Source organism: Bythopirellula goksoeyrii (assembly GCF_008065115.1).
Taxonomy (GTDB): Bacteria; Planctomycetota; Planctomycetia; order Pirellulales; family Lacipirellulaceae; genus Bythopirellula; species Bythopirellula goksoeyrii.
This window is the reverse complement of record NZ_CP042913.1, coordinates 4,762,609-4,788,041: the sequence shown is the minus strand read 5'-3', so window position 1 is coordinate 4,788,041 and position 25,433 is coordinate 4,762,609. Positions and strand designations below refer to the sequence as shown.

Annotated in this window: 17 protein-coding genes; 10 read left to right on the top strand and 7 right to left on the bottom strand. The window is 53.6% G+C overall.

Translation table 11 applies throughout. The features are described 5' to 3' along the window. Nucleotides 1-1,109: 1,109 nt before the first annotated feature. The 4 genes from Pr1d_RS18820 to Pr1d_RS18805 are packed head-to-tail and all read right to left on the bottom strand — an operon-like array spanning nucleotide 1,110 to nucleotide 9,371. Nucleotides 1,110-2,987, bottom strand: a complete 1,878-nt coding sequence (locus tag Pr1d_RS18820; RefSeq protein WP_148074975.1) for a polysaccharide biosynthesis protein — start codon at nucleotides 2,985-2,987, stop codon at nucleotides 1,110-1,112. A gap of 8 nt (nucleotides 2,988-2,995) precedes the next feature. Further along, nucleotides 2,996-5,728 carry an O-antigen ligase family protein gene (locus Pr1d_RS18815; protein WP_148074974.1) on the bottom strand — a complete coding sequence of 911 codons (2,733 nt, stop codon included), beginning with the start codon at nucleotides 5,726-5,728 and terminating at the stop codon, nucleotides 2,996-2,998. Nucleotides 5,729-5,756: 28 nt separating this feature from the next. Beyond that, nucleotides 5,757-8,111, bottom strand: a complete 2,355-nt coding sequence (locus Pr1d_RS18810; protein WP_148074973.1) for a polysaccharide biosynthesis tyrosine autokinase — start codon at nucleotides 8,109-8,111, stop codon at nucleotides 5,757-5,759. A 42-nt stretch (nucleotides 8,112-8,153) separates the two neighbouring features. Next, nucleotides 8,154-9,371: a polysaccharide biosynthesis/export family protein gene (locus tag Pr1d_RS18805; protein ID WP_168205351.1), complete on the bottom strand. Its 1,218-nt coding sequence runs from the start codon at nucleotides 9,369-9,371 to the stop codon at nucleotides 8,154-8,156. A gap of 537 nt (nucleotides 9,372-9,908) precedes the next feature. Between Pr1d_RS18805 and Pr1d_RS18800 the strand changes: the two genes are divergently transcribed. The 8 genes from Pr1d_RS18800 to Pr1d_RS18765 all read left to right on the top strand — a co-directional run bounded on the left by Pr1d_RS18800 (nucleotide 9,909) and on the right by Pr1d_RS18765 (nucleotide 18,656). Continuing rightward, complete coding sequence (locus Pr1d_RS18800; protein WP_148074971.1) at nucleotides 9,909-11,399, top strand: lipopolysaccharide biosynthesis protein; 1,491 nt, start codon at nucleotides 9,909-9,911, stop codon at nucleotides 11,397-11,399. A 6-nt stretch (nucleotides 11,400-11,405) separates the two neighbouring features. Next, on the top strand, nucleotides 11,406-12,755 hold the full coding sequence (gene wzy / locus Pr1d_RS18795; protein ID WP_148074970.1) for an O-antigen polysaccharide polymerase Wzy: 1,350 nt from the start codon (nucleotides 11,406-11,408) through the stop codon (nucleotides 12,753-12,755). A 5-nt stretch (nucleotides 12,756-12,760) separates the two neighbouring features. After that, the gene (locus Pr1d_RS18790; RefSeq protein WP_148074969.1) at nucleotides 12,761-13,759 is read left to right on the top strand and encodes a glycosyltransferase; all 999 of its coding nucleotides are present in this window, start codon (nucleotides 12,761-12,763) and stop codon (nucleotides 13,757-13,759) included. An 82-nt stretch (nucleotides 13,760-13,841) separates the two neighbouring features. Beyond that, a complete protein-coding gene (locus Pr1d_RS18785; protein WP_148074968.1) occupies nucleotides 13,842-14,819 on the top strand; it encodes a class I SAM-dependent methyltransferase in 978 nt (325 codons plus the stop codon). A gap of 120 nt (nucleotides 14,820-14,939) precedes the next feature. Beyond that, entirely contained in the window at nucleotides 14,940-16,202 is a 1,263-nt protein-coding gene (locus Pr1d_RS18780) for a glycosyltransferase family 4 protein (protein WP_148074967.1), read from the top strand. A gap of 18 nt (nucleotides 16,203-16,220) precedes the next feature. Continuing rightward, complete coding sequence (locus tag Pr1d_RS18775; protein WP_148074966.1) at nucleotides 16,221-16,874, top strand: sugar transferase; 654 nt, start codon at nucleotides 16,221-16,223, stop codon at nucleotides 16,872-16,874. Then, entirely contained in the window at nucleotides 16,858-17,499 is a 642-nt protein-coding gene (locus Pr1d_RS18770) for an acetyltransferase (RefSeq protein ID WP_168205350.1), read from the top strand. The genes Pr1d_RS18775 and Pr1d_RS18770 overlap by 17 nt, the downstream gene beginning before the upstream one ends. A gap of 8 nt (nucleotides 17,500-17,507) precedes the next feature. Then, a complete protein-coding gene (locus Pr1d_RS18765; RefSeq protein ID WP_148074964.1) occupies nucleotides 17,508-18,656 on the top strand; it encodes a DegT/DnrJ/EryC1/StrS family aminotransferase in 1,149 nt (382 codons plus the stop codon). 33 nt (nucleotides 18,657-18,689) lie between these two features. On the opposite strand, the gene Pr1d_RS18760 is transcribed toward Pr1d_RS18765, so the two are convergent. Further along, entirely contained in the window at nucleotides 18,690-21,875 is a 3,186-nt protein-coding gene (locus Pr1d_RS18760; RefSeq protein WP_148074963.1) for a S8 family serine peptidase, read from the bottom strand. A gap of 556 nt (nucleotides 21,876-22,431) precedes the next feature. Between Pr1d_RS18760 and Pr1d_RS18755 the strand changes: the two genes are divergently transcribed. Together Pr1d_RS18755 and Pr1d_RS18750 are read left to right on the top strand one after the other, a co-directional pair. Next, on the top strand, nucleotides 22,432-24,150 hold the full coding sequence (locus tag Pr1d_RS18755; RefSeq protein ID WP_148074962.1) for a serine/threonine-protein kinase: 1,719 nt from the start codon (nucleotides 22,432-22,434) through the stop codon (nucleotides 24,148-24,150). Nucleotides 24,151-24,185: 35 nt separating this feature from the next. Beyond that, the gene (locus Pr1d_RS18750) at nucleotides 24,186-24,761 is read left to right on the top strand and encodes an NADPH-dependent FMN reductase (protein WP_148074961.1); all 576 of its coding nucleotides are present in this window, start codon (nucleotides 24,186-24,188) and stop codon (nucleotides 24,759-24,761) included. On the opposite strand, the gene Pr1d_RS18745 is transcribed toward Pr1d_RS18750, so the two are convergent. Together Pr1d_RS18745 and Pr1d_RS18740 are read right to left on the bottom strand one after the other, a co-directional pair. Next, nucleotides 24,758-24,952, bottom strand: coding sequence for a hypothetical protein (locus tag Pr1d_RS18745; RefSeq protein WP_210417774.1), 195 nt, complete (start codon nucleotides 24,950-24,952; stop codon nucleotides 24,758-24,760). The two genes, Pr1d_RS18750 and Pr1d_RS18745, sit on opposite strands and share 4 nt — an antisense overlap. Nucleotides 24,953-25,147: 195 nt before the next feature. Continuing rightward, on the bottom strand, nucleotides 25,148-25,354 hold the full coding sequence (locus tag Pr1d_RS18740) for a hypothetical protein (protein WP_148074960.1): 207 nt from the start codon (nucleotides 25,352-25,354) through the stop codon (nucleotides 25,148-25,150). Between the last annotated feature and the right edge of the window lie 79 nt (nucleotides 25,355-25,433).

Below are 25,433 nucleotides of genomic sequence, written 5' to 3'. Positions count from 1 at the left end.
CGCCTGCGTCAATGTTTAGCTAGCACGGGATGTTTTCTACAGAGCCAGAATGTCCCCTTTTACTGGACCGGTCACTAACGTTCGCGACTAGCCAATGATCGCTGCGCGGTCGTTTTCCGTTTGGCACAAAAATCGTTGTGGAATTTCTCCCCGGCATCCTGATAATGGTACGTGCGATAGGTAATAGGAACGCACTATCGCCCGCAAGGGTCTTGCGGGTTTGCTCGCGCTAGGTCCGCGCGCTGAAAGAGTTTGGCGATTTGGACGAGCAAGTAGCGGCTAGTTCGGTGGAGTTGTGTTTACAAAACCCCGTCACGGAAAAGCCAACATAATTCGCGTAAGTCATGATCGGCCAACGAGTTGAAGCCCAACGAACCGACGTAATGAGAGGGGGTTTTGTTTTGTAGAGAAGGTTTGCGACAAAATGTGCGGGGACAAAACTCCTGCTTCGGTGCGCAGGATCGAGATAGAATCATGAACTTTACACAGCCCGTGCGGCCTAACAAGTCTGGCTCTCGACTTTAGAGGGGGTTGGGAGTCAGGGGCTGAGGAAGAGTAGTGGTTACGTACTGTATACTCCTACTCAAGTTCTTAGCCCCAGATCCCAGTTCCCCACAAACTGGCACAAAAATCGTTGTAGATTTCCCCCCCGGCATCTAGATGATGGAGCATGCTAGAAGTCCTAAGAACGCACCAGCGCCCGCAGAGTCTCACGGGTTTGCTCGTGCTAGGTTTGCGCGCTGCTTGAATTTGGCACGATTTAAGACTAAGCAGCGACAAGTTTGGTGGGGTTCTTTTTCAAAAACTCCAAAAACGTGAGAAGGAGGCGATCTCGCAAGTCGCTACTCCACAACGATTTGTGGCAATACGTGGCCGGCGAAATGAATTAATTCTTTTTTGGATTTTCGATTTCCAAGAAACGGAGCAAGACAACAACACCCCAACGGTGCGCAGAAGTGAGAAGGATTCATGCAGTTTGCACAGCCCACGCAACAAAGGAATGACCAATTTCCAATGCCCAATAGGTCAGAATTTACTACTGGCCTCTAGTATCTAACTTCTAGCCTCTATTACCCGCTCTTTGACAGTTTATCCGGTTCTTCATCAACTCAAGCCGCCTGCCGCTCGACAGCAGGAAGGTTCTTGATTGGCGATGCAGCTTTGGGTCGCATCACCGGTATCACCTCAGCCAACGCCGCGCGGATGGCTTCGTTCGGCTCATCAAGAATCTCGCTTAGTTGACGGATATCATGCAGGACTTCTACGAGTTTTCGCGGCCTCCCGACGGCGATCATGATCTTGTCGTGATCTGTGGGGAGATGTTGTTCGTCGGTACTATAGAGCTCTTCGTAGAGCTTCTCGCCAGGACGCAGTCCTGTAGAGACGATTTCGATATCATCGCCGACACGGAGTCCTGAAAGTCGAATCATGTCGCGGGCCAGGTCCATGATGCGGACCGGTTCGCCCATATCGAGTACGAAGATCTCACCACCGCGACCCATCGCACCCGCCTGGATCACCAGTTGAGCTGCTTCGGGGATCAACATGAAGTAGCGAATCATGTCGGGATGCGTGACCGTGACAGGACCACCGCGGGCAATTTGCTCGCGGAAGATGGGCACCACACTGCCAGCCGAGTCGAGAACGTTCCCAAAGCGAACTGTGACCATCCGGCAGGGTGATGTGTCGGCCTTGGCTTCGATATATTGTTCGGCCAATCGCTTGCAGGAACCCATCACGCTGGTGGGATTGACTGCCTTGTCGGTGGAGATCATGACCAGACTATCCGCCTTGAACTCTTCGGCAAGGTCGACCATGTTCTTTGTGGCCAGCACGATGTTCTTGATTGCTTCCCCCGCGTGCGCTTCCATGAGTGGCACATGCTTGTAGGCAGCGGCATGAAAGACAATCTGGGGACGATACTGTGCGAACACCGAATGCATTCGCCCCGCATCCGTCAAATCGGCCATGGCAACTTCGACCGCTATATGGGGAGCGAGTTGCCCGAGTTCGCGTTCGAGAAAGAACTGGCCCGTTTCCGAGCGGTCGACGATCACGATCTTTGCTGGAGCGAGTTCCACCAGTTGTCGGCAAATCTCTGAGCCAATACTTCCGGCACTACCCGACACCAGAACGACCTTGCCAGTGAGCCAGTTGCGAATTGGCACATCATCGAGTTGCACCGAGGGACGCTGGAGCAGGTCGGCAATGGCAACCGAGCGCGGATTGACGTCGACCTTCTCACCAACCAATTGCTCATAACTTGGGAGTACCTTGACACGAAACTTCTCGCGGCTTGCTAGTTCGACCAGTCGACGCACATCCTTGCCTGGAAGCGTTCCGCTCGTGATGAGGACCTCTTGAATGTGATGTTGGAGAACAAGCGTGGGCAGGTCTGTTTGGGTTCCAAGCACGGGAACTCCAGCGATTCGTCGTCCCCAGTACTCGGGCCGATCGTCCAAGAAACCAACCACGCGGTACGGCATCGTCGGGTTGGATCGCAGAGAGCGTAACAGCGCCTCACCAGCATCATTGGCACCGACAATCAGTGCAGGGCAGCCATTCTGCTCAGACAGGTGGTGCAAGTAGCCATCTCGCACCAAACGAGGGGCAATCCGTACTGCGGCAAGCAGCAATATCGTCGTTCCCCAGTCGAGCACCACGACGCTTCGCGGGATGACGACATCGGTAAACAACATGGCATCAACCAGCATGATGGCGACCGAGCTTATCGTGACCGAGCGGACCAAGGAGAGCATGTCCTGAAACGTCACATAGCGTGCACAATGTTGATGAATCCGAGCATGGAGGAGAGTTGCGACTTTAACCAACATCACCCATAGAACGCTGTAGGCAAACGTAGACTGGGCCGATTCAGGAAGTGCTCCATCGAATCGTACGAGAAATGCTAGATAGTAGGCTGCCAAACAGGGCACTGCGAGCAATGCTGTGAAAACGAGCAGTTTCTTTAGTCGGTCGAGTGCCATAGTGGGAGTTAGCGAATCGTGGTTTGGGTGGAACGGGCCAATTGCTGCAGTCGGCCACGAGTGGCGTTTTGTAGATCACGGCGGACCGCGGGATTGTTGGGGATTTGTTGGTTACACCAATGCAGATGGGATTCGGCTGCAGGAAATTGCTGAAGCGCTAGAAGGCACTTGCCCAGCTCATAGCGAATGGCGAATCGGTCCGGAGACAACAAATAAGCATTCTGAAGGCTATCTAGGGCGAGCTGTGGACCCGTCAACTCATTTTGCATTTTGGCTAGGTAGAGCCACGCACTTCCTGCGGCATTAGGGTGCATCGCAGGGATGGCTGCGTCTGCTTGCTGACTCGCATAGGCGAGCAGGGACTCAAGATTCTCCTGATTGTCAGTTTGCTTGTAGAAATGCCAGACGTTGTTCAATGAGTCCCATTCGGGCTGAAAGACTTCCACAAACTGAGAGGCCGGCATCCAGTTGACAGACAAGCGGATAATTTGATCGCGATGTTTGCCTGCCCCTTGATACGCCTTCGCCCAGAGTCGAAGTGCTTCAGTCTCGTTGCCGGCGAGCAGTTCGTTCTTTCCGATAGCGAACAACAGTTCGCCGTCACATGGTTGGACTCGTAACCCTTGTTGCTCGTAAGTCTGAAAGTTGGAAGAGGACGGCTTTTCCAAAAAGCACAACTCGGCAAGACACTGATAGGATTCTCCCTGGAGCGGACAGAGTTGTACGGCGCGGCGGGCGTGACGATAGGCCTGATACAAGAGTCGACTGCGCTCTCCGAAAGCATGGTGCATCCAATCTCGGAGTTGCTCAGCTGAGTTGAAACTGCTGGCAAGTGCGGCTTCGCGGATTTGGCTGATAGGCATGGGATTTTCGGAATCCTGCTGAAGATCTTCGAAAGTTGCCAGGAGGGTACCTGAAAGCCGAGCATGAGCCCGAGCCGAGTGAGGGTACTCCTGCACAACGTAGTTCAGATGCTCAAGCATCGAAGATCCATTTAAACGTTCCGATTCAGCAAGCGTCTCTTGTCGGCTTTCCGAGGCCCGTGTCCTCGCCACCGCCGAGCGTTGGTTGGTCAAACTCGCACGCAAATACGCATCCCATTCCAATGCTACCCGGGCTGGAGATAACACAGTCGTGACTGCCCACACACCAGAGAGGGTTACTCCCAGAGCCAAGTTGAAACGAGCACTTGGGGCCACAAGGCATCGGCTGGCCTCCTGTTGAGGGACCATCGCAGTTAGCTGGTGAATCCTGTGCAACGCAGCAATAAGCAAGAGGGTCGTACAAGTACATGCAGGTATGAACCAGACGAAGTCTACAAGTGAATGGACTGCACTGGCTGCCAGTGCTGCCGCAATACCGCCCGTCATGATTTGCACCTGGGGATTCCCGCGAGCGTTTCGTAGACTCGATGCACACCAATAAATGCAAGTGAGGAACGTGCCCAAAAGCAACAACACGCCAGGAAGTCCGTTTTCCGTAGCGATTTGCAGGTAACCGTTCTCGGCGTGAGTGTATTCCACATCCACTGGCTCGGCGAGATAAGCGGGATAGATGAAGCGATGCGTTCCTGCGCCGGAACCAGTAAGCCAGCCAGCGCGAATTGCTTCGAGGTTTGCAGCCCAGATAGGCTGACGACCTGCGACCGAGTCGATTGTACTGACATCTTGCGAAACGAAGTCGTCAAGCCGCTTGCTGACGTCGGAATACTTTCCACTGAGTGACAAGGCCGCCATTGCCAAGACCATCAGGATGACGCCAGCAGCCAAATGATTGAAGTTGAGCAACCGCGCGCGGGCGTAACAAGCGGTCGCCACCAGAATGACTGTCGCCATCGCCAGGATCCCCCCCCGGGAGAGAGAAGCCAGAATTGTGCAAGCGACCAACACGAGCGCGGTGACAAGTAGCCAGGATAGGATCATGGAAGAGTTGTGATTGGATTGCCAGCGCCGATTTGATTTGTTTGAATTCGAGAGGCTCAGTGATGAGTGTTTTTTCAGTGGTTGGCGCTCGACCATCACCCAGGCTACCAGCATCGCAAGCCCTAGAACCAGAAAGTGTGCAAAGTGGTTGCGGCATGTGAAACCCGCCTTTAATTCATAGGCAGTTGTGGTGAAGGGGTACTCGTAAAACCAAAAGAATCTACCATTTGAAGTGAAGTATTGAGCAATCCCGAACAGGGCAACCCCGACGGCAGAAAGTCCGATCATCTGCATCACTCGGAGGATGTCAGAGTGCGTCTCAAGTCGCTGCACAGCAGTCACGAACAACAGGCCATAGGCAACCAGCGCAGCCAGCGCGAGGCGAGTTTCCTCGGGTGCCAGCGACAATGTCTGCCAGGTCCCGAGTTCGCTCCCGTTGGCTCCAGACCAGAGGGGAAGCATCTCTTGCAAACGAGGCGAGAGCGTGGGCAGCCACTCGGCAGGTATCGGTACAAGCTGGAAGACAACTACCAATGCTGCCAAAGTCGGCACGATCCAGGCAGTAGAGCGAGTCCATGGAACGTTTCCTGAGAGCAGTTGTCGAGCGAACCAGGCGATGGCAGTAGCGACACAGAGAGCAACGATCACCAATCGCCCCAGGGGATGCCTCCCTCCAAACAGATGCGGGGCGACAAAGATTATTGCGCCCAGTCCCAGGTCAACTGTCTTCAGCAGCGCAGCGGAAATCGGCGATTCGCAGTCTACGCTTCGTGAACTTGAAGACCGCTTGCGAGTTCGAGATGACTTCCTTGTCGACATGATATCATTGATCTCAATGCGTCTATACTCAGGCTGCTCGACGAGGTCGGATCGGATCAGTGGGGCTTGTCTTACGTCGCGGAGTCACACTCATCTTGGTCGAAGGATGAGGGATCGTTTCTAGTGGTTCGTCGGCGACTTCGTCGCCGAACTCTTCCTCGTCGTGTCCGTAGCCGTAACCATATCCGTAGCCATACCCATAGCCACCATAGCCGTAGGTTTGCGATTCATCTGACAAGGCATTGGCGACTACGCCCAACACGTTGCATCCCACGGACTGGAAGCTTTCCACCGCCCGAATCACACTGCGGCGATGATTCTTTTCGGGGCGCACGACCAAGATTGCTCCATCCACCAATTGGCCAACGACTTGGGCATCGCTTACCGCCAGGACCGGCGGGCAATCCACTATCACCCGGTCATATTGCGAGTCGGCCCATGCCAGCAGTTCCACGAATTCATTGCTGCTCAACAGTTCAGCTGGATTGGGACGCCGCAAGCCAACCGGCAGAACATCGAGACCCGGTACTTCGGTTTCTACCACCATGGAAGGCGCGGATTCACTGGGAGAAAGCCCACTGGTCAGCACGTCGGCCACACCTGGTCGGCCTTTGAGTTTCAGCAAAGACGTAAAACCAGGCTTGCGCAGATCAGCATCAATCACGAGGGTCCGTTTCCCCGCCTGAGCCATCGCCACCGAGAGGTTCACTGAGATAGTTGTCTTGCCATCGCCCGGTTCAGAACTAGAAATCAGCAGCCGCTCGCAAGAGGTTCCTGAGAGTGAAATCGCAGTCCGCAATGTGCGGAACGCCTCGGTCTCTACGGCATGCGGAAGCTTGTACGTGTGAACGGTATCCATGCCCTCTCCAGGGAGTGGAGTCAAGTTGCGAACCATGGCCAACACAGGGACACCCAATTGAGAGGTCAGTTCCTCCGGTGAAGAGAACCGGTCGTCAAGGATGTCTTGCACGTAGACAATCGCCGTGCCGACGGCAATTCCGCTTGCCAGACAGATGAAGACTAAGAATCGAATCTGTGGTGAGACTGGCACCCGATCTGGCACCGGCTCGCGGACGACGGTGGCTTGAATGGGGGCCTGCATCTGTCGCATGTCGACGGTCGAGATCTTTTCAAACAGTAAGTCATACTGGGCTTCGAGACGTGTCACTTCGCGTTCCAACATGTGGAGTTGCACCAAGTCTCCACTATGTCTGGCAGCTTCCTTACGGGCCTCTTCAAACGAGGCGGACATTTGTTGTTCTTTTTGCCAGGTTTGCTCAACTGATTGTTCCAGCATCCGCTTTACTACCGGGCCAAGGTGATTTTGCGCCATCCCATTCGATTGATTTCCCAAATTGGCGCGATATTCCCGTACGTACCGTTCAGAATTGGCAATGCTGGTTTGCAAGTCAAGGATACGAGGATGATTGGGGCCATAGAACTTTGACAGCGAGCTCAGCTCCGCTTGTAATGTGAGAATCTGTTTCTGTTGTTCTTCGATCACACTAAGATCTTCGGAACTTAGTCCCAGCGAGGAGAGCATCAATTGCCTTCCCACGGACTCTTCCATGGCGACGAGATATTGATTGATATCTTCACCTCTCTCCAACGCTCCATCGATTGACGCAAGCGTTGCTTGCAATTCAAGCCTCCGTTGTTGCACGTCCATCAGGGCGTCGTTCAGTCGCAAGGCTCTTTGAATAGTCGGTTCCACTGCACTGTCGTCCTGACTCATCGCCAGGTGGCCGACTTCCTGGCTAAAGGATTGGAGCTCGTTTTGCTTCTCAGTGAGTTTGGCTTCCAGCTCGGCGCCCTTCTGCAAAAGGCTGTGGAGAGCGTCGCCGGCTGTCCCTTGATGCTTTTCTTGGACGAATTGCAGGTAGGAATTAATGACCGCTCGTACGACCGCTGCCGCTGCATCGGGGCTTTTGGAACGATACGTCACGTCGATGAAGTTGGTCCTCCGCGTGACTTGGGCGCTAAGATTCTCTGAGAGTGTCTCGACCCATTCATGTGTCGGTTTTCCCACCAGGTCGATTAGATGCTGTGGAGCAAGCTGTTTGATGGCGTTTTGCAGAACGATGGGCGAAGAAATCAGTTTTCGATTGGTGGCCATCGTGTCTTCGGAACTCTCGTGATCGCCAACAGTAGCCAAGTGGTCTTGTTTCTGCTGAATGATCAGAAGTTCCGCCGTCGAGGCATACTTTCGGGTAGCCAGCATGAAGTAGGTCATACCGAGCAATCCGCTAATCACAACCGAAGCTATCACCACCTGCTTGCGGCGGCGCACGATGCCGACGAATCGTGCAACTGCCGATACCGCATCGACCGACGGCATGAAGTCGGCGTCGGCTTGATTCTGATTGAAATCTGAATTGATCATAGGTCGCCGCGGGACGGATGGTGTTGGAATGAGGTGCGATTCTCAGAAGAAGGAATTGCCAGAGACGCCTACCGTGAGATGCATAAATTTGCCTAGTGCGTCGTACACGGCCGTAATAGGTGTCTGTTCAATGCTTATCATGTCCCCTTCGGCCATTAGCAGGTTTTCTGCGCCATCCTGCTTGGCTTTTTGCATACTCGCGAGGATTACAACAGGTTTTGGCTCACCTGCTACCTGGCGGATGACGTACACTTTGTCGGCCATCAGAGAACTCGATCCGCCGGCTAGTGCAATCGCGTCGAGCATTCGCAAGTCCTCGGTGGCGGGTAGTTCAAATTGTCCTGGCTTTTCGACCAAACCACCGACATGGATGCTGCGTTTCTTGCGTGCCTTGACCATCACTACATCACGGTCTTCCAGATGAAACTCATCCCGCGAGTAGTGGTTGGGCAAACTGGCCAGATCGATCCGACGGGCCACTTGCTCATCGGCGGGTTCTGTCAGGGCTTTTGCTTGTGCTGCTGGGGGGCCCTCAGGAAAGAGGTCGTTATAGGCTGTCTGTTGGACGCTGCCTTCTTCTTCCGAATTTGTCGGGGGCTGTTCAACAGAATAGTCTGCAAACCGTGTATAAGTGTTCCTCTTGGCAACGTGCTGTCTAATGATTTCCACCTCGGTGCCGGCTTCGTCGGTCAAGCCTCCTGCTAGGGCCAACGCACTCACTACATCGCTTGAATTCCGAGACACTTCATGCAGACCCGGCTTCTCCACCGCACCTAGCACGGTGATGTGGTTAACAGCCTTTTTCTTGATTTCGACAGTGATATTCGGCTGAATAAATATTCCCCGTTCGACTGCAGCTTTCGCAATCCGTTCGCTGGCAACGGCCGGATCCAGATTCTTAACGGCGACCGGACCGATCGGAGATACGTCAACTGCACCATCCTTGGAGACTCGGGCTACCAAGGGGACCGGCTTTTCTTCATTGCGACCACTCATGACCGTGATTTCCAACATATCGTCGGGGCCGATCAGCGAGTTGTCGTATCCCGCTCCAGTCAGCCGAGCCATGTTGACCGACACATCGCCAGGGCTCGGTTTCGCCCGAAATTGATTCGGCAAACTGGCCGCCCGATACTGCGCCGACTGACAACCTGCTAGGTAGCTTCCAATCAGCAGCAAGAAAACACTCCACGTAATGTGGAGCGCAGACTTCTCGACAGTCAGCAGCGGACCTTTCGGTGGCAGTTCAGCAAGGAGCATCGAGTTGCTCTTGGGGGTCATTGCGGATTAGATTTTCGAATTCATACGTAGGTCCGTCTCTGCAGAGATGGACAATGCTACGAGTCAGAGCGCGGGTAGTCACTCTCTGGGGCGCCTTTTCACCCCCTTCTAATGGGTGGAATACTTATTTTGCCGCTAGAGGGCAAGTCCGCTTAGGAGAAACGAGTCACTCTCGGTCATTCCGAACGGTATCCCTACTAGGTTGCTAGCAGAGCGAGCAGTGATTCTGGGGTTGTCTCCGGTAAACGACAAGTTTGCACGGTAAAGAGTAGGAAGCGAGGGGCACCTTTTTACCATATTCAAGTCCGCTCCCGCATTTGATTCTAGGGAGTACGAGCACGGAGCCGCTTGCTTCCGCGTTCAGAAGCTTGAGGAATGGAGCCGCAGATTTCAACGCTGCGCGGGGGACGTTGGGAAGAGCTTGTCCAAGATCGCTTGCATACTATCGACCGGTGGTGAGAGTGTTGCTAGCAATTGCTTCAGAGCTCGACCGCCAAATGAACTTGTTGGTCACGCATGCGCTGCCTACACTCCGCCTCCCGCGCCGAGGAAGAAGTGGCGGACGTCACCACCGATGCTGAAATGTCTCACAATTCGCCCAGCGCACAGAGTTTCGCCATGACCAGCGGTACCCGTAACAACTTGGAGTCCCTAGCAGGCACCGCCACAGTTCGCGATCTGTCGGGGGAAAGACGGGTTCACAGACACCTTGCCACGCAATTGGATTATTTGTTGACCTACGGTCTCTCTTGCGCGACATCGCTTTGTGGTATGATCGCCTTCCGATTGGCGCACACCAACTTAGGAGATATAGGCTTTGCAGAGTACGCTCTGATGCGCCGAGTCGTTGCCTTCTTAGTACCAATGCTGTCGATGGGAATGGCGGTGGCGATCACCAAAAAAGTCGCCCGGCAGGTTGCTGAGAAACGTGCTGTTGACTCGATTGAGACGCTGGGCGTCGGCATTTTGGTATCGCTGGTCGGCGCAACAATACTTGCGCTAGGTATCTTTCTTGCCCCGCGACAAGTCTCGCTTTTGCTTACAGGAGACCATGGTCAAGCACATCTTGTTAGACCTCTCGTGCCGTTGGTGAGCGGTTCGATCCTCGCAATCTGCGCTGGCACCTATTGTCGCGGCCGAATGTGGATCGGAGCATCAAACTCTCTGCAGCTGCTTTGCCTCGGTGTAATTCCGGCAGTCGTTCTCATTTGGGTCCACGATATTCAGACCTTCCTCTGGTGGTCGGGCTGTGCGGTCTGTGCTGTGAGCGGACTAGCTGTAGTCGCAGTTTACCTGAACCAGACAAGCTCGGCGACCTGGCCGTCATGGGGCACGGCTTACTCGCTACTGCAATTAGGGCTGCCTCGCGTTCCGGGCGACCTGGCGTATTACGGTCTGTTCACCGTGCCAGCGATTGCGGCAGCCTACAACGGCGGGTTGCAGGCCGGAGGCGATATGGCCTACGCTATCGCTTGGCTTACGCTTGCTGGTCAGCTCGTCGCCCCGATCAGTGCCCTGCTACTTCCTGAAGCGTCTTATCTGCTACATGTTGGCGAGGCGGCCCTTCTGCGTCGCCGCGTCGGCAAATTAGTCCGATATTCGCTCACGTTGACCACTTTCCTTGTAGCCATGCTAATCTATTGGGGACCGGAGATTATCACGCTCCATTTGGGAGTCTGTCGGTCGTCGCAGCTGCACGCCGTCCGTTTGCTGTTGATAGCGGCGATCCCATTAAATCTCTTTCTTTGTCTGCGAAGCGTGATTGACGCGGGCGAATCATCTGCGATCAGTCCTCGCCTGTGCCTGTTCGCATTCGCCACTTTCTGCGTTGCGTTGCCCTCATTTTGGCGAATGGGTTTGGCCAGTCCGGTGGTCTACGCGTTTGTGCTCGCGATGAGTGTCCTTGCCGTCCTTGCGATGGTGACCACCTCCCAGGTCTTCAGCAAACATCTCGGTACGGCGGGCAACCGACACGGCCCTACCTCAGCCGCTCCGGTCGGAGGTTAAGCCCCAATGTTTCCCTGGCTCGTGACGCTATATCTGATTATGTTTTACATTTGCGCGGTGCGGTTTGCATCGCGAGAAGGCTATTGGTCCCCGGTGATCGTCTTCGGGATCACGGCATTCTACTACTACTTGTCTTTGCCGTTAGAGCTCTATTTCCGCGGCCAAGAGGTATTTACGGCCTATCCCGCGGTGTTCGGTATTTCTCCGGAAGTGCGGAATGCTATAGGAATCTCAGCAGTCTTGGCGCTGCTGGGATTTGTGGCCGGGCACCTTCTCTCGGGCGTGGGACGTCTTGGTGCCCATCGTGATTTCATGCCGGATCGACGATTGCCAAATTCTCTGAAATATCTAGCCCTTTTTTCCCTTATTGCCATATTTTTACTCTACCGCTTCACGCTTTTTGAGAATTTGGGATACCAAGATGCCAACGAGCGTCGCTACAACGATCCCCTTTTTGGATATTTGACGCGATTGTGCTTGCTGTTGAGTTGCTTGTGCGTGGGCGTGATCGTGCAGCGAAAGGGACTCGCCCGGGCACCGGCCTTCTTAATCGCTGCGTTGGTTGTCGCCTGGGGATTTTATACCTCAGACAAGAACCCCATCTTGCAGGCAGCGCTTGGATTGAGCACCTACTGGGTCGGCGCGCGCAGTCGATCCATGAAGCACCTCTACATCTATTGTGGTGCGGCAGTACTGGCGATTGCCTCGCTGCCTCTCTTTTCTGCGTTTCGTGCTCATGCTCCGATCGACATTCGTAGTGCCGTTGCCGACTTTTCTGTGCAAAATACCGACGCGAAAGGTCCCATGATCAGCCTTGTCCTGGCCCTCGAAGAGGATGGGCCCCAATTCTACGGCAGTAGCTATTTGTACGCCCTCGTTGGCTGGGTCCCACGGGCGATCTGGCCAAATCGACCTAATGATCTGGCACAGGAGTTTGCGTTCGACCACATGCCTAATTGGCAGCCGGGAATGGGACTCGGTTACTCACTGTTGGCGGAGGCGTATCTGAATTTCGGCAAGGTGGGTGTCTTTTTACAGTATTTTGGCATCGCCTTTGGCCTTGGCCGACTTTGGCGAGGCCTCTACAATCTCTTCGCGCGTTACGGGGCGACCCCCTATTGGCGGGCGAGCCTCGCTGTTACCTACTTTGGAATCCTCGCGATTATGCACCGCGTGCCAAGTGGCTACGTAGTGCAAAGCTGTGTGTTCGAGTTGCTGGTTCCCGTCGTTGCGTTTTGTTGGTTGGATATCCGTCCCATGCGCAGATACCGGACTTATAATGCGCACTTGGTCACAGGTCCCCATAGAGTTCCTCGGCGGCGTCAGTTCGTTTCGACTCATTCTATTACAGGATAAATCCTATGCGTGTTCTTTGGGTTCATAACACGCCTGCCCATATAGAGTCTGCATGCCCTTTCATATTCATTCTGGCCGATGAAATGCGAAGCCAGGGGATTCACGTCGATCTCTACTCAACAGGGTCTCTGAGAGGCTTCGCACGACTGAATTCGGTGCGCCGTGACGTTACTCATCGATCTCACGACTACGATTTAGTGCATGCCCAGTTCGGTTCCGCTTGTGCCCATGTCTCCGCTCGGACCCCTTGTCGTCGTATTGTCTCGCTACGTGGAACCGATCTGCTCGGTTGTGATACCGGTTCCGCATGGTGGCGGCTGCACGGATGGGCTGCTCGGCGATTGACCCGCCAATCGCTGCCTAGCTACCAGCGCGTACTGGTAATGTCTCATCGTATGCGCGACGAGTTGAGCAGATATCACGGCCGTTGTGCGGGAGTCGAAGTACTGCCGGACGGAATCGACCTGCAACAATTTCAGCCACGGGAACGCATGGCCGCCCGCCGCGAATTAGGGTTTTCTGACGATACTCGTCCTTGGATTTTGTTCGCCTCGCTCAAAAGCTGCAATCCTGTAAAGCGATCCGGCTTGGCCAAAGCGGCGTTTGAGCGAGCGGCCGCCCAGAGGCCCGATGTAGTCCTACAAACTATCAGTGGCAAACCACATGACGAAATACCCCTTTGGATGAGCGCAGCGAACGTGTTGTTGATGACCTCGACTCGCGAGGGCTGGCCCAATGTCGTCAAGGAGGCGCTGGCGTGCAATGTGCCGTTCGTCAGTACCAACGTGAGTGACCTCTCGCGAATAACCGCCGTGGAACCAAGTTGCGTTGTTGCGGATGCCAATCCCGACAAGCTAGCTCAGGGGATTCTAACGGCCCTGGAAACTCCACCCTCTAAACCGTTGCAGAATTACGTGGCATCGATGGCACTGCCAAAAATCGCACGACAACTCACAGCCATTTACCATGACACATTGCAGAAGGCGTCCCCCATCGCAGCGTAGATTTCGCTCCGCAAAGATATCCGCCGGATGGTAATTCGACTATTTATTGCAACCCGCTTCCCCATTGAGGTCAAATACTAAGATGCGATGGCAACTTAAATCGTTTATTCAACAGCGGATAGCACAATTGCCGAGACCCTTGTCTGAGATGGCTTACTTCACACTTCAACGGCATTTCGGGAGCTTGCAGCGTAGTCGCGTTACCCCCGTTAACCGCTTAAGCGTCGGACTCGAAATATGTCGACAAATCGAATTGCAGGGCCGTTCTCCACAAAATGCTACCTTCTTCGAGGTCGGAACGGGCTGGCGACTCAATGTTCCTCTTGCCTGCTGGCTGTGCGGAGCGGGGCAAATTATCACTGCCGATCTAAACGCATTCCTAAATGATTCGCTGATTAACGAAGACTTGGCTTACATTCACAGGAATAAGGAGGCGCTTTTCCAGCAACTTCAGCCGAAGTTCGGCGACCTGATTCAGCTTGACCGCTGGGAACGCTTGACTTGCATGGCGAGTTCACGAGTCTCAACTGCGCAACTGTGCGATCGGCTTAACATCGAGTACTTGGCTCCCAGCGATGCTAGTTGCACGAATCTTGACTCACATTCTGTGGACTTTCACGTTTCCTGCAATGTGCTCGAACACATTCCTCAGGCAGAGCTGAGGAAGATCTTTCGAGAAGCCCGACGAGTTACTCGACCAGACGGACTTTTGCTCCATCGCGTAGACCACACTGATCATTTTTCTCATTCTGATTCCTCGCTAGCGCCTATTCATTTCCTGCGTTTCAGTGAAGCCGAGTGGCGCAAGTATGCGGACAATCGTTACGCATATGTAAACCGCCTCCGGGAAGACGACTACATCGAGATGTTTCAGGATTGCGGTCATATAGTGCGCAATGTGAATTCAGTTTCAGATCAGCACATCGCAAAACTTCTAGACAGTGGTTATTCGCTCAACCATCGCTTTCGTGATAAGAAGCGAGATGTGTTGACAAGACTTGATTCCCTATTTGTCCTGGTGCCTGATTCGGCTACCGCTTTCGAGTCAAACGCTGCATAGTGCTTTGTGAAACATTGTTTTAGGTTCGATTTGATCGGTGCTTGCCACCGGTAGCCTTGAAATACCGGTGGCTATCGCCAATCCGCTCACGATAGAGACCTCTCATTGGGTTAAATTGAAATGCAAACTTGGCTTCTTCATATCGGCGAGCGACTACCCATCGACGAGGGTGCAAGGTGCTATCGTTACGGCTATCTGGCCAGGGAACTGGCTAGCCGGGGCCATAATGTTTTGCGCTGGGCACCTACATTTAGCCACTTCGATAAGAAGCACCGGTTTCAAAGCGATCATCGCGTCGAAATTGCATCGCGGTACTCGATTCAGTTTGTTCATTCCACGGGATACGAGCGCAACATTAGTCTGAAGAGGGCCTGGGTTTATCAATCGCTTGGCCGCCGAATTCGAACGATGATGACTCATGAGTCACGTCCCGATTTGATCGTCGCAGCCGTTCCTTCGCCGGAGTGGGCTGCCGCAGCCGTTGACTACGGGCGCGCAAATGACGTGCCGGTTGTGTTGGACGTTCGTGATCTATGGCCCGATGTGTTTCTCAATGCTGTGCCGCGATTTGCTCGCAGAGCCGGTGAATTGGCTGTGCAGCCTTATCGTCGGCTGACCCAACGCATTTGCCGTGATGCCGATGCACTCGTTGGCGTCTCGCAAGGCTATCTCGATTGGGCGTTAAGGCAGGCAGATCGTGGACGAGGCTCTCAAGACGGAGTCGTTCCAATCGGATTTGAACCAGAGAAGGTTGCTCCCGAGATACTGGCTGAGCATCGAAGGCAACTTCATGAGCAAGGTATCGATCTTTCCTCTACCACTTGTTTTTTTTCTGGATCTCTCGAACGAAGCTATGATCTGAAGACGTTGTTATTGGCAGCCGAGAGGTTGCGGAGCCGCGGCTATGGCCAGTTGCAGTTCGTTATTTGTGGCGATGGTTCTAGCCGTCAGGCACTTGAGCAGCATGCAAGAAGGCTAAATCTAACCAATGTTTTTTTTCTTGGTTGGGTCGACGCGGCAATGTTGCAGGTGGTCACTTCAATCTCCCAAATCGGCATTTGCGCCTACGCCGCCGATGCCACTCAAGGATTACCCAATAAGCCCTTCGAGTATATGGCTGGTCGTCTTGCTAACGTGTCGAGCTTGCGAGGCGAGCTGGCCGAATTGCTCGAGCGGCACCAGTGCGGCGTCACGTACGAAGCAGGCTCGCCCGATTCTTTGGCGAAGGTGCTGGGGCAATTACTCGAAAGCCCAGATAGGTTGGATGCCCTCCGCCGCCGAGGCTACGAAACTTGGAAGCGCCACTTCCACACCCAAAGTATTTATCCAAAGTTCGTTAGCCGTCTTGAATTGCTTGCATCTGCACGGCAGCTTGCTGCCTAACTCCCATGAGCCACTTCGATGCCGTTACCCTCTTCAATCTACCGCGATTACTTCAAGCCACTATTCGACCGGTGCGTGGCAGCACTTGGCTTGCTCATAGTTTCGCCGGTGCTCATCGTCATCGCTGTACTAGTGCGCTACAAATTGGGATCGCCTGTGATATTCGTGCAAACCCGCTCCGGCAAAAAAGGCCATCCGTTTAACATTTATAAGTTCAGAACCATGAACGATGCCACGGATACCGCGGGCCAACTCCTTTCAGACGCGGAGCGTCTAACGCCCTTCGGCCAATTTCTCCGCAGTACAAGCCTCGATGAGCTTCCGGAACTGTGGAACGTCCTAAGTGGGGATATGAGCCTGGTCGGTCCACGGCCTTTGCTGATGGAATATCTGTCGCTGTATAGCATTGAGCAAGCTCGACGTCATGATGTGAGACCCGGCATCACAGGCTGGGCACAAGTACGTGGGCGAAACAAGACTTCCTGGGAAGAACGATTTACACTTGACGTTTGGTATGTGCGCAATCAATCACTCTGGTTGGATTGGAAGATCCTTGTGCTAACCATTCTTGCTGTGCTGATGCGACGAGATGTTTCTGCCGACGGTCACGAAACAATGCCGCGATTCAATGTTCCACGCTATACGAACACATACTATGACCGATCAGCCTAAGGAAATTTTTGTGATTGGTGCCGGTGGGCATGGCAAGGTGGCGGTGCGCGCTGCGCAAGCATGCGGTATTCGCGTAGCTGCGGTGTTCGATGACGACCCCAGTATGTGGAACTCAGCGCTTATTGGCGCTCCTATTTTTGGTCCGTTGGATGCTATCTACCGGCAGAGTCCTCTTCCAACTCTATTGGCTATTGGGGACAATGTACTTCGACTTGAACTGGTGGATAAGATGAATTTGCCCTGGGCATCTGTTATACATCCTGCCGCATACGTCGACGATTACGCTAAGATCGGTTCTGGTGTGCTAATACTCCCAAACTCTGTCGTCCATACCGACGCTGTCGTCGGCGACCATGCCATTGTCAACTGCAATGCGACCATTGAGCACGATTGCCGAATCGGCCCGGGGACGCACGTTAGCTGTGGAGCGTGCCTCACCGGTGGAGTTCAGGTGGGTCGAGGCGTTTTGATTGGCGCTGGCGCTATTGTGCTACCGGGTGTGCAAATAGGGGACTCTGCGCGGGTAGGTGCAGGTGCAGTCGTGACACGCGACGTTCCTTCCGGCATGACTGTCGTCGGAGTGCCGGCGCGCAAATTGGCTCCGAACAAGCGGCATGCCGCATAGGAAAAATCATGCAGAGAATCTACTTGTCTCCTCCCCACATGTCTCCTAAAGATCGCGAGTTACTGTTGGAGGCGTTTGATTCGAATTGGATCGCTCCTCTCGGGCCTCACGTTGATGGACTCGAAGATGAGTTCGCTGAGAAACTTGGCGTGTCGCATGCGGTAGCACTCTCAAGTGGGACGGCCGCGCTACATCTGGCCTTACTTGTCGCCGGCGTCGGCCCAGGCGATGTGGTGATAACGTCTACGCTGACTTTCGCTGCCACTGCCAATGCTATCCGGTACGTGGGAGCGACTCCTGTCTTTATCGATAGCGAACGTCAAAGCTGGAACATGGATCCTGAACTGCTCGAAGACGAACTGCGCGTGTCCGCTAAATTGGGACGTCTGCCCAAGGCAGTACTAGTAGTCGACGTGTGCGGCCAGTGTGCCGACTGGGAGCCGATCCTTTCATTATGTCGGCAGTATGGAATTACGGTGATTGAAGATGCGGCGGAAGCATTAGGTGCGACCTATCGCGGTCAACAGGCAGGCACACTTGCCGATATTGGCTGTTTTTCCTTCAACGGAAACAAGATTATTACGACGAGCGGTGGCGGCATGCTAGTCACCGAAAACTCAGAGTGGGCGTCACAGGTTCGCCACCTGGCCTGTCAGGCACGCGATCCGGCACTTCACTACGAACACTCCCAGATCGGATATAATTATCGACTAAGCAATCTCTTGGCGGCTGTTGGTCGTGGACAGCTTACCCTATTGGACGAGCGAGTTGCCAAGCGGCGGGCAAATTTCGATTGCTACCGCAACACACTCGGCGAACTGCCAGGTATTGAATTTATGCCCGAAGCCACGTTCGGCCAATCGACACGCTGGCTGTCGTGTCTGCTATTGGATCCTCAGGTCCATAGCGTTTCTCCGTCAGAAGTTTGCGCCGCAATGTTGGCAGAGGAAATCGAGTTGCGCCCGTTGTGGAAACCTATGCATCAACAGCCAGTGTTCATCGGCTGCAGAGTACGCAACAGTGGCGTAGCGGATGATCTTTTCCAAAGGGGTCTGTGCTTGCCTAGCGGGTCGAACATGTCGGACTCACAACTCGCACTTGTCGTTGATACGTTGCGTTCGACTCTGGAAAGCGGTGGCTGTCGTCACGCTGCCTAAGTCGGTCTACGCCGTGAATCAGTTCATCACGATTCATGAGGATTGGCCCAGGAGTTGAAACGCATAGTCGGCTGCCACTATATCTGTTTCGTCGTTGCCACCATTGGTTAAGTGAACGGTAATGTCGTCGAAGTCACGAGCCTCGTTGTGAAAGACACCGCCAGCTACATAGGCTCCCCACGCTGCCGCGACTACACGGTCGTCGCCTGCCGAGTCGTAGAATATAGCAAGATCATTACCTCCCGAAGTGGCTTGAGCTTTCGTGCGATCGAATCCGCGAGCTTCATTTCGGTATCCATTGCAGTACATGTAGGCTTGGTTTGACCACGCCACATATACGTCGTCGCCTACAGAGTCGAAGAACACAGCCTGATCATATCCGCCGGCAGTTGCGGATGCTGTCGTCCGATCAAAACCTCGGGCGTCGTGGTAGTAATTTGAACTCGGTCCGTAGATCACAGCCTGATTGGACCACGCCACGTAGACATCGTTGCCTGGCGAGTCGAAAAATACGGCTTGGTCGTATCCGCCGCGGGTTGCCAAGGCAGTTGTTCTCTCGAAACCACGTGCGTCGTTGTAATAACCGGATCCGTAAAGCACGGCCCGATCGGACCACGTTACGTACACGTCGTTGCCAGTTGTATCGTAGAATGCTGCTCGATCGTATCCTCCTGAGGTAGCTAAAGCCGTTGTGCGACCGAACCCTCGTGTATCATTGAAGTAGCCGTCTCCAATCATGTAGGCCCGAGTCGACCAAGCGGCAAATACGTCATCGCCTGTAGTATCATAAAATGCAACACGATCATTGCCGCCAGCGATTGAACGGGACACGGTTTGGTCGAAGTTGCGTGCGTCATTTAAGTAATCCGTGCCGGTCATGTATACTCGGTTGGACCAAGCAGCCACCACGTCGTCCCCTATCGTGTCGAGAAACTCGGCTGAATCATTTCCGCTACTCGCGTAGGCACGTGATTTCTGAAAGTTAATGGTCTCTAAGATTTCTCCGCTGGCGAGAACCAAGGTGACGTGTTGCCCCTGGGAAGTCAGTAGATCATCGCCCGCTGAATCGTATAAAGTGACCTCGTCTTGTCCGCCACCTCCGTAGACTTTCACATTTTCAGTGCTTACCGTGTCCACGGCAAATCCAGTACCGGTGAGATTTGCACTCCCCACCCTCAGCGTCGCCGTCTCATTGCCACTTGTCCCCGTCATCACAATGGTATCATTCCCCGCGCCACCATCGAGAATTATATTCGTCACCGCAATCGCAGCAAAGTTGTGGGTCACCCCATTCACGGTTACTTGGTGAGTATCTCCTGCCGTGAAGGCAAATGTGTCGTCCCCGGTCGTTCCCGTGACGTTCACCGTTGTTCCGTTGACCGTAACCAGATTACTCAATCGGTAGTCGACAGCGTCGTTCATGCCTTGGACGCAAACATAAAACTCTTCACCTGCAGTCGCATAGGCATCCACACGCGATATACCCCCCGCGGCATTGCCGGAAGTCACCATTTGCATGTTTACGTCGTAGAGCATTAGGTTGACCTGACCACCCTGCGCGTCAAACGCGCCTTCTACCGTCATGTAGCCGGCTTGGCTGGCCTGCACGCGATACCAGCTTTCTCCCTCCACGGAAAGTCCGTTGAGTTGGGCGTAGGAAACGGTGCCCCAATCAGTGAAAGTGAAGGTGTTGCTGGCTTCTAGCGTGGCATCGAGTGTGAAATAACCTAGCCCTCCGCTGGATGAGAAACCAACGGTGTAGGTTTGGCCAGCGACTACGTCGAATGAGAACGATTCATTCTGATTGCCACTGACCGTGCCAGTGCTTCCAGAAACTGTCCAGGCGGCCGCAAGCTCGTGCGTCATGTTGTCGGCTTCAACCGTTACCGTACCGTCGCTGCTGGCAGTGAATTTGAAGTAGTCAATGTCATTAAGCGTGCCGATCACACCACTTTGGCTCACGGTGCTCGTGAGATTTCCAAGATTAAACGCGGTTGCCAAAGTCGAGCCATAGTCATCGGACGGCATCAAAGCACTGATGGCCGCTTCGATATTGATGCGTTTGAAAGTGAGGTTGGTGGCGGCGTCGAGGAATTCATCCGCGGTGTCCCGCATATGGTCGTAGATCGTGTCTTGTGTGATATCTGTATAGCCTACGAATTGCATGGCTTCGCGTATCAATACGCTGGCACCTGCAATATAGGGCGAAGCCATGCTGGTTCCCGAATAATAGGCATAGTCATCGTCGATGCCGTTGTTGTTGCCTTTGTAGTCAGGAATCGTGCTACGAATTGAAGAACCGGGGGCGGCAATCGCTCGGACATCCCGCTGACTATAGCCAGCAAGTTGCCCATTGTCCTTGACCGACATGACGGGCACCACATTGGGACTCGAAGCTGGATTTCCCAAGCCTGGGGTGTTGTAACTGGCCCAGCCATTCCCTGCAGAGACGGAGATGAATATGCCATCGGCTTTGAGTTGACTAAACTCATCGTCCAAATTGGTGATCAACGAGGAACTCGAGTTGTATCCAGGAATTCCGAGTGAGAGATTGACCGCCGTAATGGGGTTCTCGAAAGAGGTGCGATTGTCGTGGACCCATTGCAAGGCGCGCTCGACCCAACTCATATACCCTGCGCCCGAGTCATCGAAAACACGTAGTCCGACCAGATCCACGCCAGAGGCGACCCCGTGATCGGCGCCAGCATCACCGCCGACGATACCAGCGACGTGGGTTCCGTGGGAACCCTCGGGACCATCATCATAGGGGTCGGCATCATTTTCAGTAAAATCATACCCACCGACGACACGATAGTTGGCGCCCAATCCTCCGCCAAGCGCAAAATGATTGTAGGCGATGCCGCTGTCGATGATCGCGACGGTTTGACCTTTTCCAGTGAAACCATAGTCGGCTAAGACCTGGTTGAGGCCGGTGGCGTTATGAGCACTTGATAGAGCTTGTTCGATCTCACCAATCTGTTCTTCGAAAGTGAAGGATTCCGAAGGATCAAACCAATAATCAGGTTCCGAGGCAAGATGATGTTCGATGGATGAGGATTCTTCAACGAATCCATGATGAACGATTGACTCGTCGAAAGCGTGATGGATGATCCCTTCGCCAAGGAAACCACTGAGCGGGTCGGCCGACATGACTCGACGTTCTTCCAGAGGTTCAATCCTGCCTTTCCAGTCGAACAGTTTCTTGGGCGGTTTATGCATCTTGGGTGCCTCGTCGGCAACTCACTTGGCATTCGAAGGAGATCTCAGTGCGCAGAGACTGAGTTACTTTCGAGAGCAAGAAGAGTTGTATTCCAGCTGGTGTGAACCGGTGTTAGAGCCGCCGAGGAGAAACGGCCAATCTAGGGAAAAGTCGTGAAAAGCACGTGTAAGCCTGCAGCAAACACACTAGAAGCTTAGGTTACAAAGTCCAGGCACAGAGAAGCTTTTGACAACTTGGCAGTTCACAAGCCAACCGTGTCCAATTCCGAGGTTCCTTCCGCAGAGCGTGTTGCTGGCCATCCACCTGGCCGCGCAATCGCGCTGGTTTTGGGCAACATCGTGTTGCTCCCTTGCATCACCCATGATGTAGTACGTATGCCAAACGAAACCGTTCGGGGGGCATAGTCGTCCGACTGTCCGAGTCGGTTTTCCCGGCTCAGAGTGTCGCGCCAGCTTTCGCCCCTGCCCCCGGAAGGCACTCTGGAGTACCATGGTAGGAATATCCCCCGGATCGCTTGCTCTGTCCAGCAGTGAATTTGTCCAAACGTGAAATCCTATGGAACAGCAAAATAATAATTCTGTCCCGTCGGCTGCCGACACACCGAGCAGCTATGCTGAGACGATTGAGTCGCCACTTTCCCTCTTGGAACTGTCGGATGCAACTCAACCGAGTGTCCGAGTTCCGCTTCAGCGAAATATTGCACTTGTTGAAGGGAGCGCCCCCCAGCTTTCCCAGGAAACACTCGACTTACTGCGAGATCGTCTGCGTACAGTCGCTCTACTCTTGTGTGGTGGCTTTGCTGTCTTTTTGGCATGGGATTTACTTTCGCCAGCACGCTACCTTTCCAGTCATTCGCAGTTGACTCTTTGGTTCCATGCTGCCGTGACAGTTGTGCTGGCAGTGCTAGCACAGCGGATGTGTACTCGATGTGACTTTGTTCTCAAGCATCTCCGCCTCACGGAGTTTTTAGTCTTCGGTACGCCGGCTCTGTTCTTTCTGTTGTTGAATTACGATCAACTTGTCCAATCCGCTGAACTCCAAGATGGTCATTCTCACATTCCTAATATCAGCGGTGTTTGGCTACTGTTAATTTTCACCTACGCGGTCTTCATACCCAATCATTGGCAACGCGCTGCAATCGTTTTGAGCCTGATGGGTCTGGCACCTATGGTCGTGTTGTCCATTGTTTATTTCACCTCACCAGCGTTCTCGGAGTTGAGCCACCTGGCGCCTTTCCGCGGTGTTTTTGTCCAGCAATTTCTTTCCACCTTGCTGATGGTTGTCGTTGGCACAGTCGGTGTAAGAACCATTGGTAATCTTCGCCAAGAGGCCTTCGCTGCCAAGCAACTTGGCCAATATCGCCTGCGGCAGATGCTTGGTAGTGGCGGCATGGGGGAAGTCTATCTGGCTGAGCACAACATGATGAAACGTCCGTGCGCGATCAAGATCATTCGCCCCGAGAAAACCCGCGATCCCAAAGTGTTGGCTCGGTTTGAACGCGAGGTGCAGGCGACTGCCAAGCTCTCGCACTGGAATTCGATCGACATCTACGACTATGGCCGCACGAGCGATGGCACGTTTTACTATGTGATGGAGTTCTTGCCAGGGCATAATATCGGTGAAATGGTAGATACATATGGATCCTTGCCTGCGGGGCGTGTGGTGTACCTCATGAAGCAAGTCTGCGAAGCGCTGTCCGAAGCACATTCCCATGGATTGGTACACCGCGACATCAAACCGGCAAACATCTTCTGCGCCTATCGCGGTGGGCAATTCGATGTAGCCAAATTGCTAGACTTCGGTCTAGCCAAACCCACCAAAGAAGTCGACGATGTCGAACTCACTCAGGAAGGGGCGATCACTGGTTCACCTCTCTACATGTCCCCCGAACAGGCAACAGGCAGTAACGAAGTCGATGAGCGGAGTGATATCTACTCTTTGGGAGCGGTCATGTATTTGATGGCCACCGGCCATCCTCCTTTCGATTATCAACAGCCGATCAAAGTTCTTATCGCTCATGCGAGTGAGGCGCCCATCGCTCCCCGCGAATGGAACCCCTCGGTACCTATCGAGTTGGAAGAGATCATCTTGCGCTGCTTAGAAAAGCAACCCGAAGATCGCTTCCAGTCGGTGGAAGAACTCCGCGACCAATTGGACGCGGTGCCACAGGCCGAGCCCTGGTCAAGCCATCAGGCATCGGAGTGGTGGAACTGCAACGGTTGCCCCAAACGGAAAAAACTTGCTGCCGAACTTGTCGAAATGGCGGCGGGGTAGTGTTTTGATTCGAGTGCAGATTGAGGAGTGGATTTGTGAATCAACTTGTGATTTCTTGCAGTCTGTCGCCCACCAGCCACAGCGCCTTGATGGCCAATCGGCTGGTCAATGAGTTGCGCAAAGTTGGCGACGAAACCGAGCTGGTTGATCTCCGCGATGTTAGTTTGCCATTTTGTGACGGAAATGCCAGCTACGATGATACCAACGTAGCGATGCTCTCGGCGAAGATTGAAGCGGCACACGCAGTCGCACTAGCGATGCCGATTTACTATTACGACGTAGGAGGAGCAGCACGAAATTTGATTGCCATGACTGGTTCATCTTGGAAGGAGCAGATCGTGGGTTTGCTAGGAGCCGCCGGTGGACGAAGCTCCTATATGTCGCTCATGCCAATTGGAAATTCGTTGATGCTTGATTTTCGCTGCATAATCCTTCCGCGATTTGTTTACGCTACCCGACAGAGTTGTGGCAACGGCAAATTGATCGATGCAGCGATCCAAGAACGCCTGGGTCGTCTAGCCGGTGACATGCACCATTTTGCCAGTTGCCTCAGACAGTTTAACGATTCGCCAGAAAACTCAAGTCAGAAGTGCACAAAGGGGAGTCGCTAAGACGCTTCGCCAGGAGTTCGTGTCAGGGCAAAGTAGATGACGTAAATCCAGGTAAGAACGCCAGCCACGATTGCCCATAAGATCGAACGGTTTCTTTGCCAGGAACAAACGACGGCGATGGCAGAACCGAGGCCGATTCCTGATTGAGTGGCTGTTTGCGTTGCTTGGGTGATCATGTCTGCCAAGAGCATGAGTTTTTCCTTACTAATGAAGAGGAATATTTAAAGCCTGCGCAAGGCTTGTTGGCAATTCTGACGTGTTTTTAGTCACGGATCGACACGGATAAAGAGAGGATTAAGTTTTGATGGTTGGATTGTCGGTGTTTGATCCACGCAAATCCGTGGCTAGGAAAAGAACAATTTGGTTGAGGCGACCATCGCACCATATCAATACAAGGCATGTGGCGAGACTCGCTCAGCAACACGACGCCACACCTCAGCGTTAATTTGTTGCTTCAATCGAAATCGATCCCAAAAGTTAGCGTGTGCGATGAGAGACGCGTATTTCTTGGTGACTTCTGTTTGGACTTGAGTTCGAACGGCGCTGGTTGCCCAGGAGAAACCGTCTGCGATGAATTTCGCTTGGTGAGTCATGCCTCTATTGTAGCTCCTAAGGAGGGGCAGTCTAGTAGGGGCTTGTTCTGTTTGTTGTGAAGCGATCGACAAGGCAAGA

What these genes read in the sequence shown, in the direction of transcription:
- Pr1d_RS18820 (WP_148074975.1), bottom strand. Translation starts at nt 2,987, where the DNA reads ATGGCACTCGACCGACTAAAGAAACTGCTCGTTTTCACAGCATTGCTC.
- Pr1d_RS18815 (WP_148074974.1), bottom strand. Translation starts at nt 5,728, where the DNA reads ATGTCGACAAGGAAGTCATCTCGAACTCGCAAGCGGTCTTCAAGTTCA.
- Pr1d_RS18810 (WP_148074973.1), bottom strand. Translation starts at nt 8,111, where the DNA reads ATGATCAATTCAGATTTCAATCAGAATCAAGCCGACGCCGACTTCATG.
- Pr1d_RS18805 (WP_168205351.1), bottom strand. Translation starts at nt 9,371, where the DNA reads ATGCTCCTTGCTGAACTGCCACCGAAAGGTCCGCTGCTGACTGTCGAG.
- Pr1d_RS18800 (WP_148074971.1), top strand. Translation starts at nt 9,909, where the DNA reads ATGCGCTGCCTACACTCCGCCTCCCGCGCCGAGGAAGAAGTGGCGGAC.
- wzy (WP_148074970.1), top strand. Translation starts at nt 11,406, where the DNA reads ATGTTTCCCTGGCTCGTGACGCTATATCTGATTATGTTTTACATTTGC.
- Pr1d_RS18790 (WP_148074969.1), top strand. Translation starts at nt 12,761, where the DNA reads ATGCGTGTTCTTTGGGTTCATAACACGCCTGCCCATATAGAGTCTGCA.
- Pr1d_RS18785 (WP_148074968.1), top strand. Translation starts at nt 13,842, where the DNA reads ATGCGATGGCAACTTAAATCGTTTATTCAACAGCGGATAGCACAATTG.
- Pr1d_RS18780 (WP_148074967.1), top strand. Translation starts at nt 14,940, where the DNA reads ATGCAAACTTGGCTTCTTCATATCGGCGAGCGACTACCCATCGACGAG.
- Pr1d_RS18775 (WP_148074966.1), top strand. Translation starts at nt 16,221, where the DNA reads ATGCCGTTACCCTCTTCAATCTACCGCGATTACTTCAAGCCACTATTC.
- Pr1d_RS18770 (WP_168205350.1), top strand. Translation starts at nt 16,858, where the DNA reads ATGACCGATCAGCCTAAGGAAATTTTTGTGATTGGTGCCGGTGGGCAT.
- Pr1d_RS18765 (WP_148074964.1), top strand. Translation starts at nt 17,508, where the DNA reads ATGCAGAGAATCTACTTGTCTCCTCCCCACATGTCTCCTAAAGATCGC.
- Pr1d_RS18760 (WP_148074963.1), bottom strand. Translation starts at nt 21,875, where the DNA reads ATGCATAAACCGCCCAAGAAACTGTTCGACTGGAAAGGCAGGATTGAA.
- Pr1d_RS18755 (WP_148074962.1), top strand. Translation starts at nt 22,432, where the DNA reads ATGGAACAGCAAAATAATAATTCTGTCCCGTCGGCTGCCGACACACCG.
- Pr1d_RS18745 (WP_210417774.1), bottom strand. Translation starts at nt 24,952, where the DNA reads ATGCTCTTGGCAGACATGATCACCCAAGCAACGCAAACAGCCACTCAA.
- Pr1d_RS18740 (WP_148074960.1), bottom strand. Translation starts at nt 25,354, where the DNA reads ATGACTCACCAAGCGAAATTCATCGCAGACGGTTTCTCCTGGGCAACC.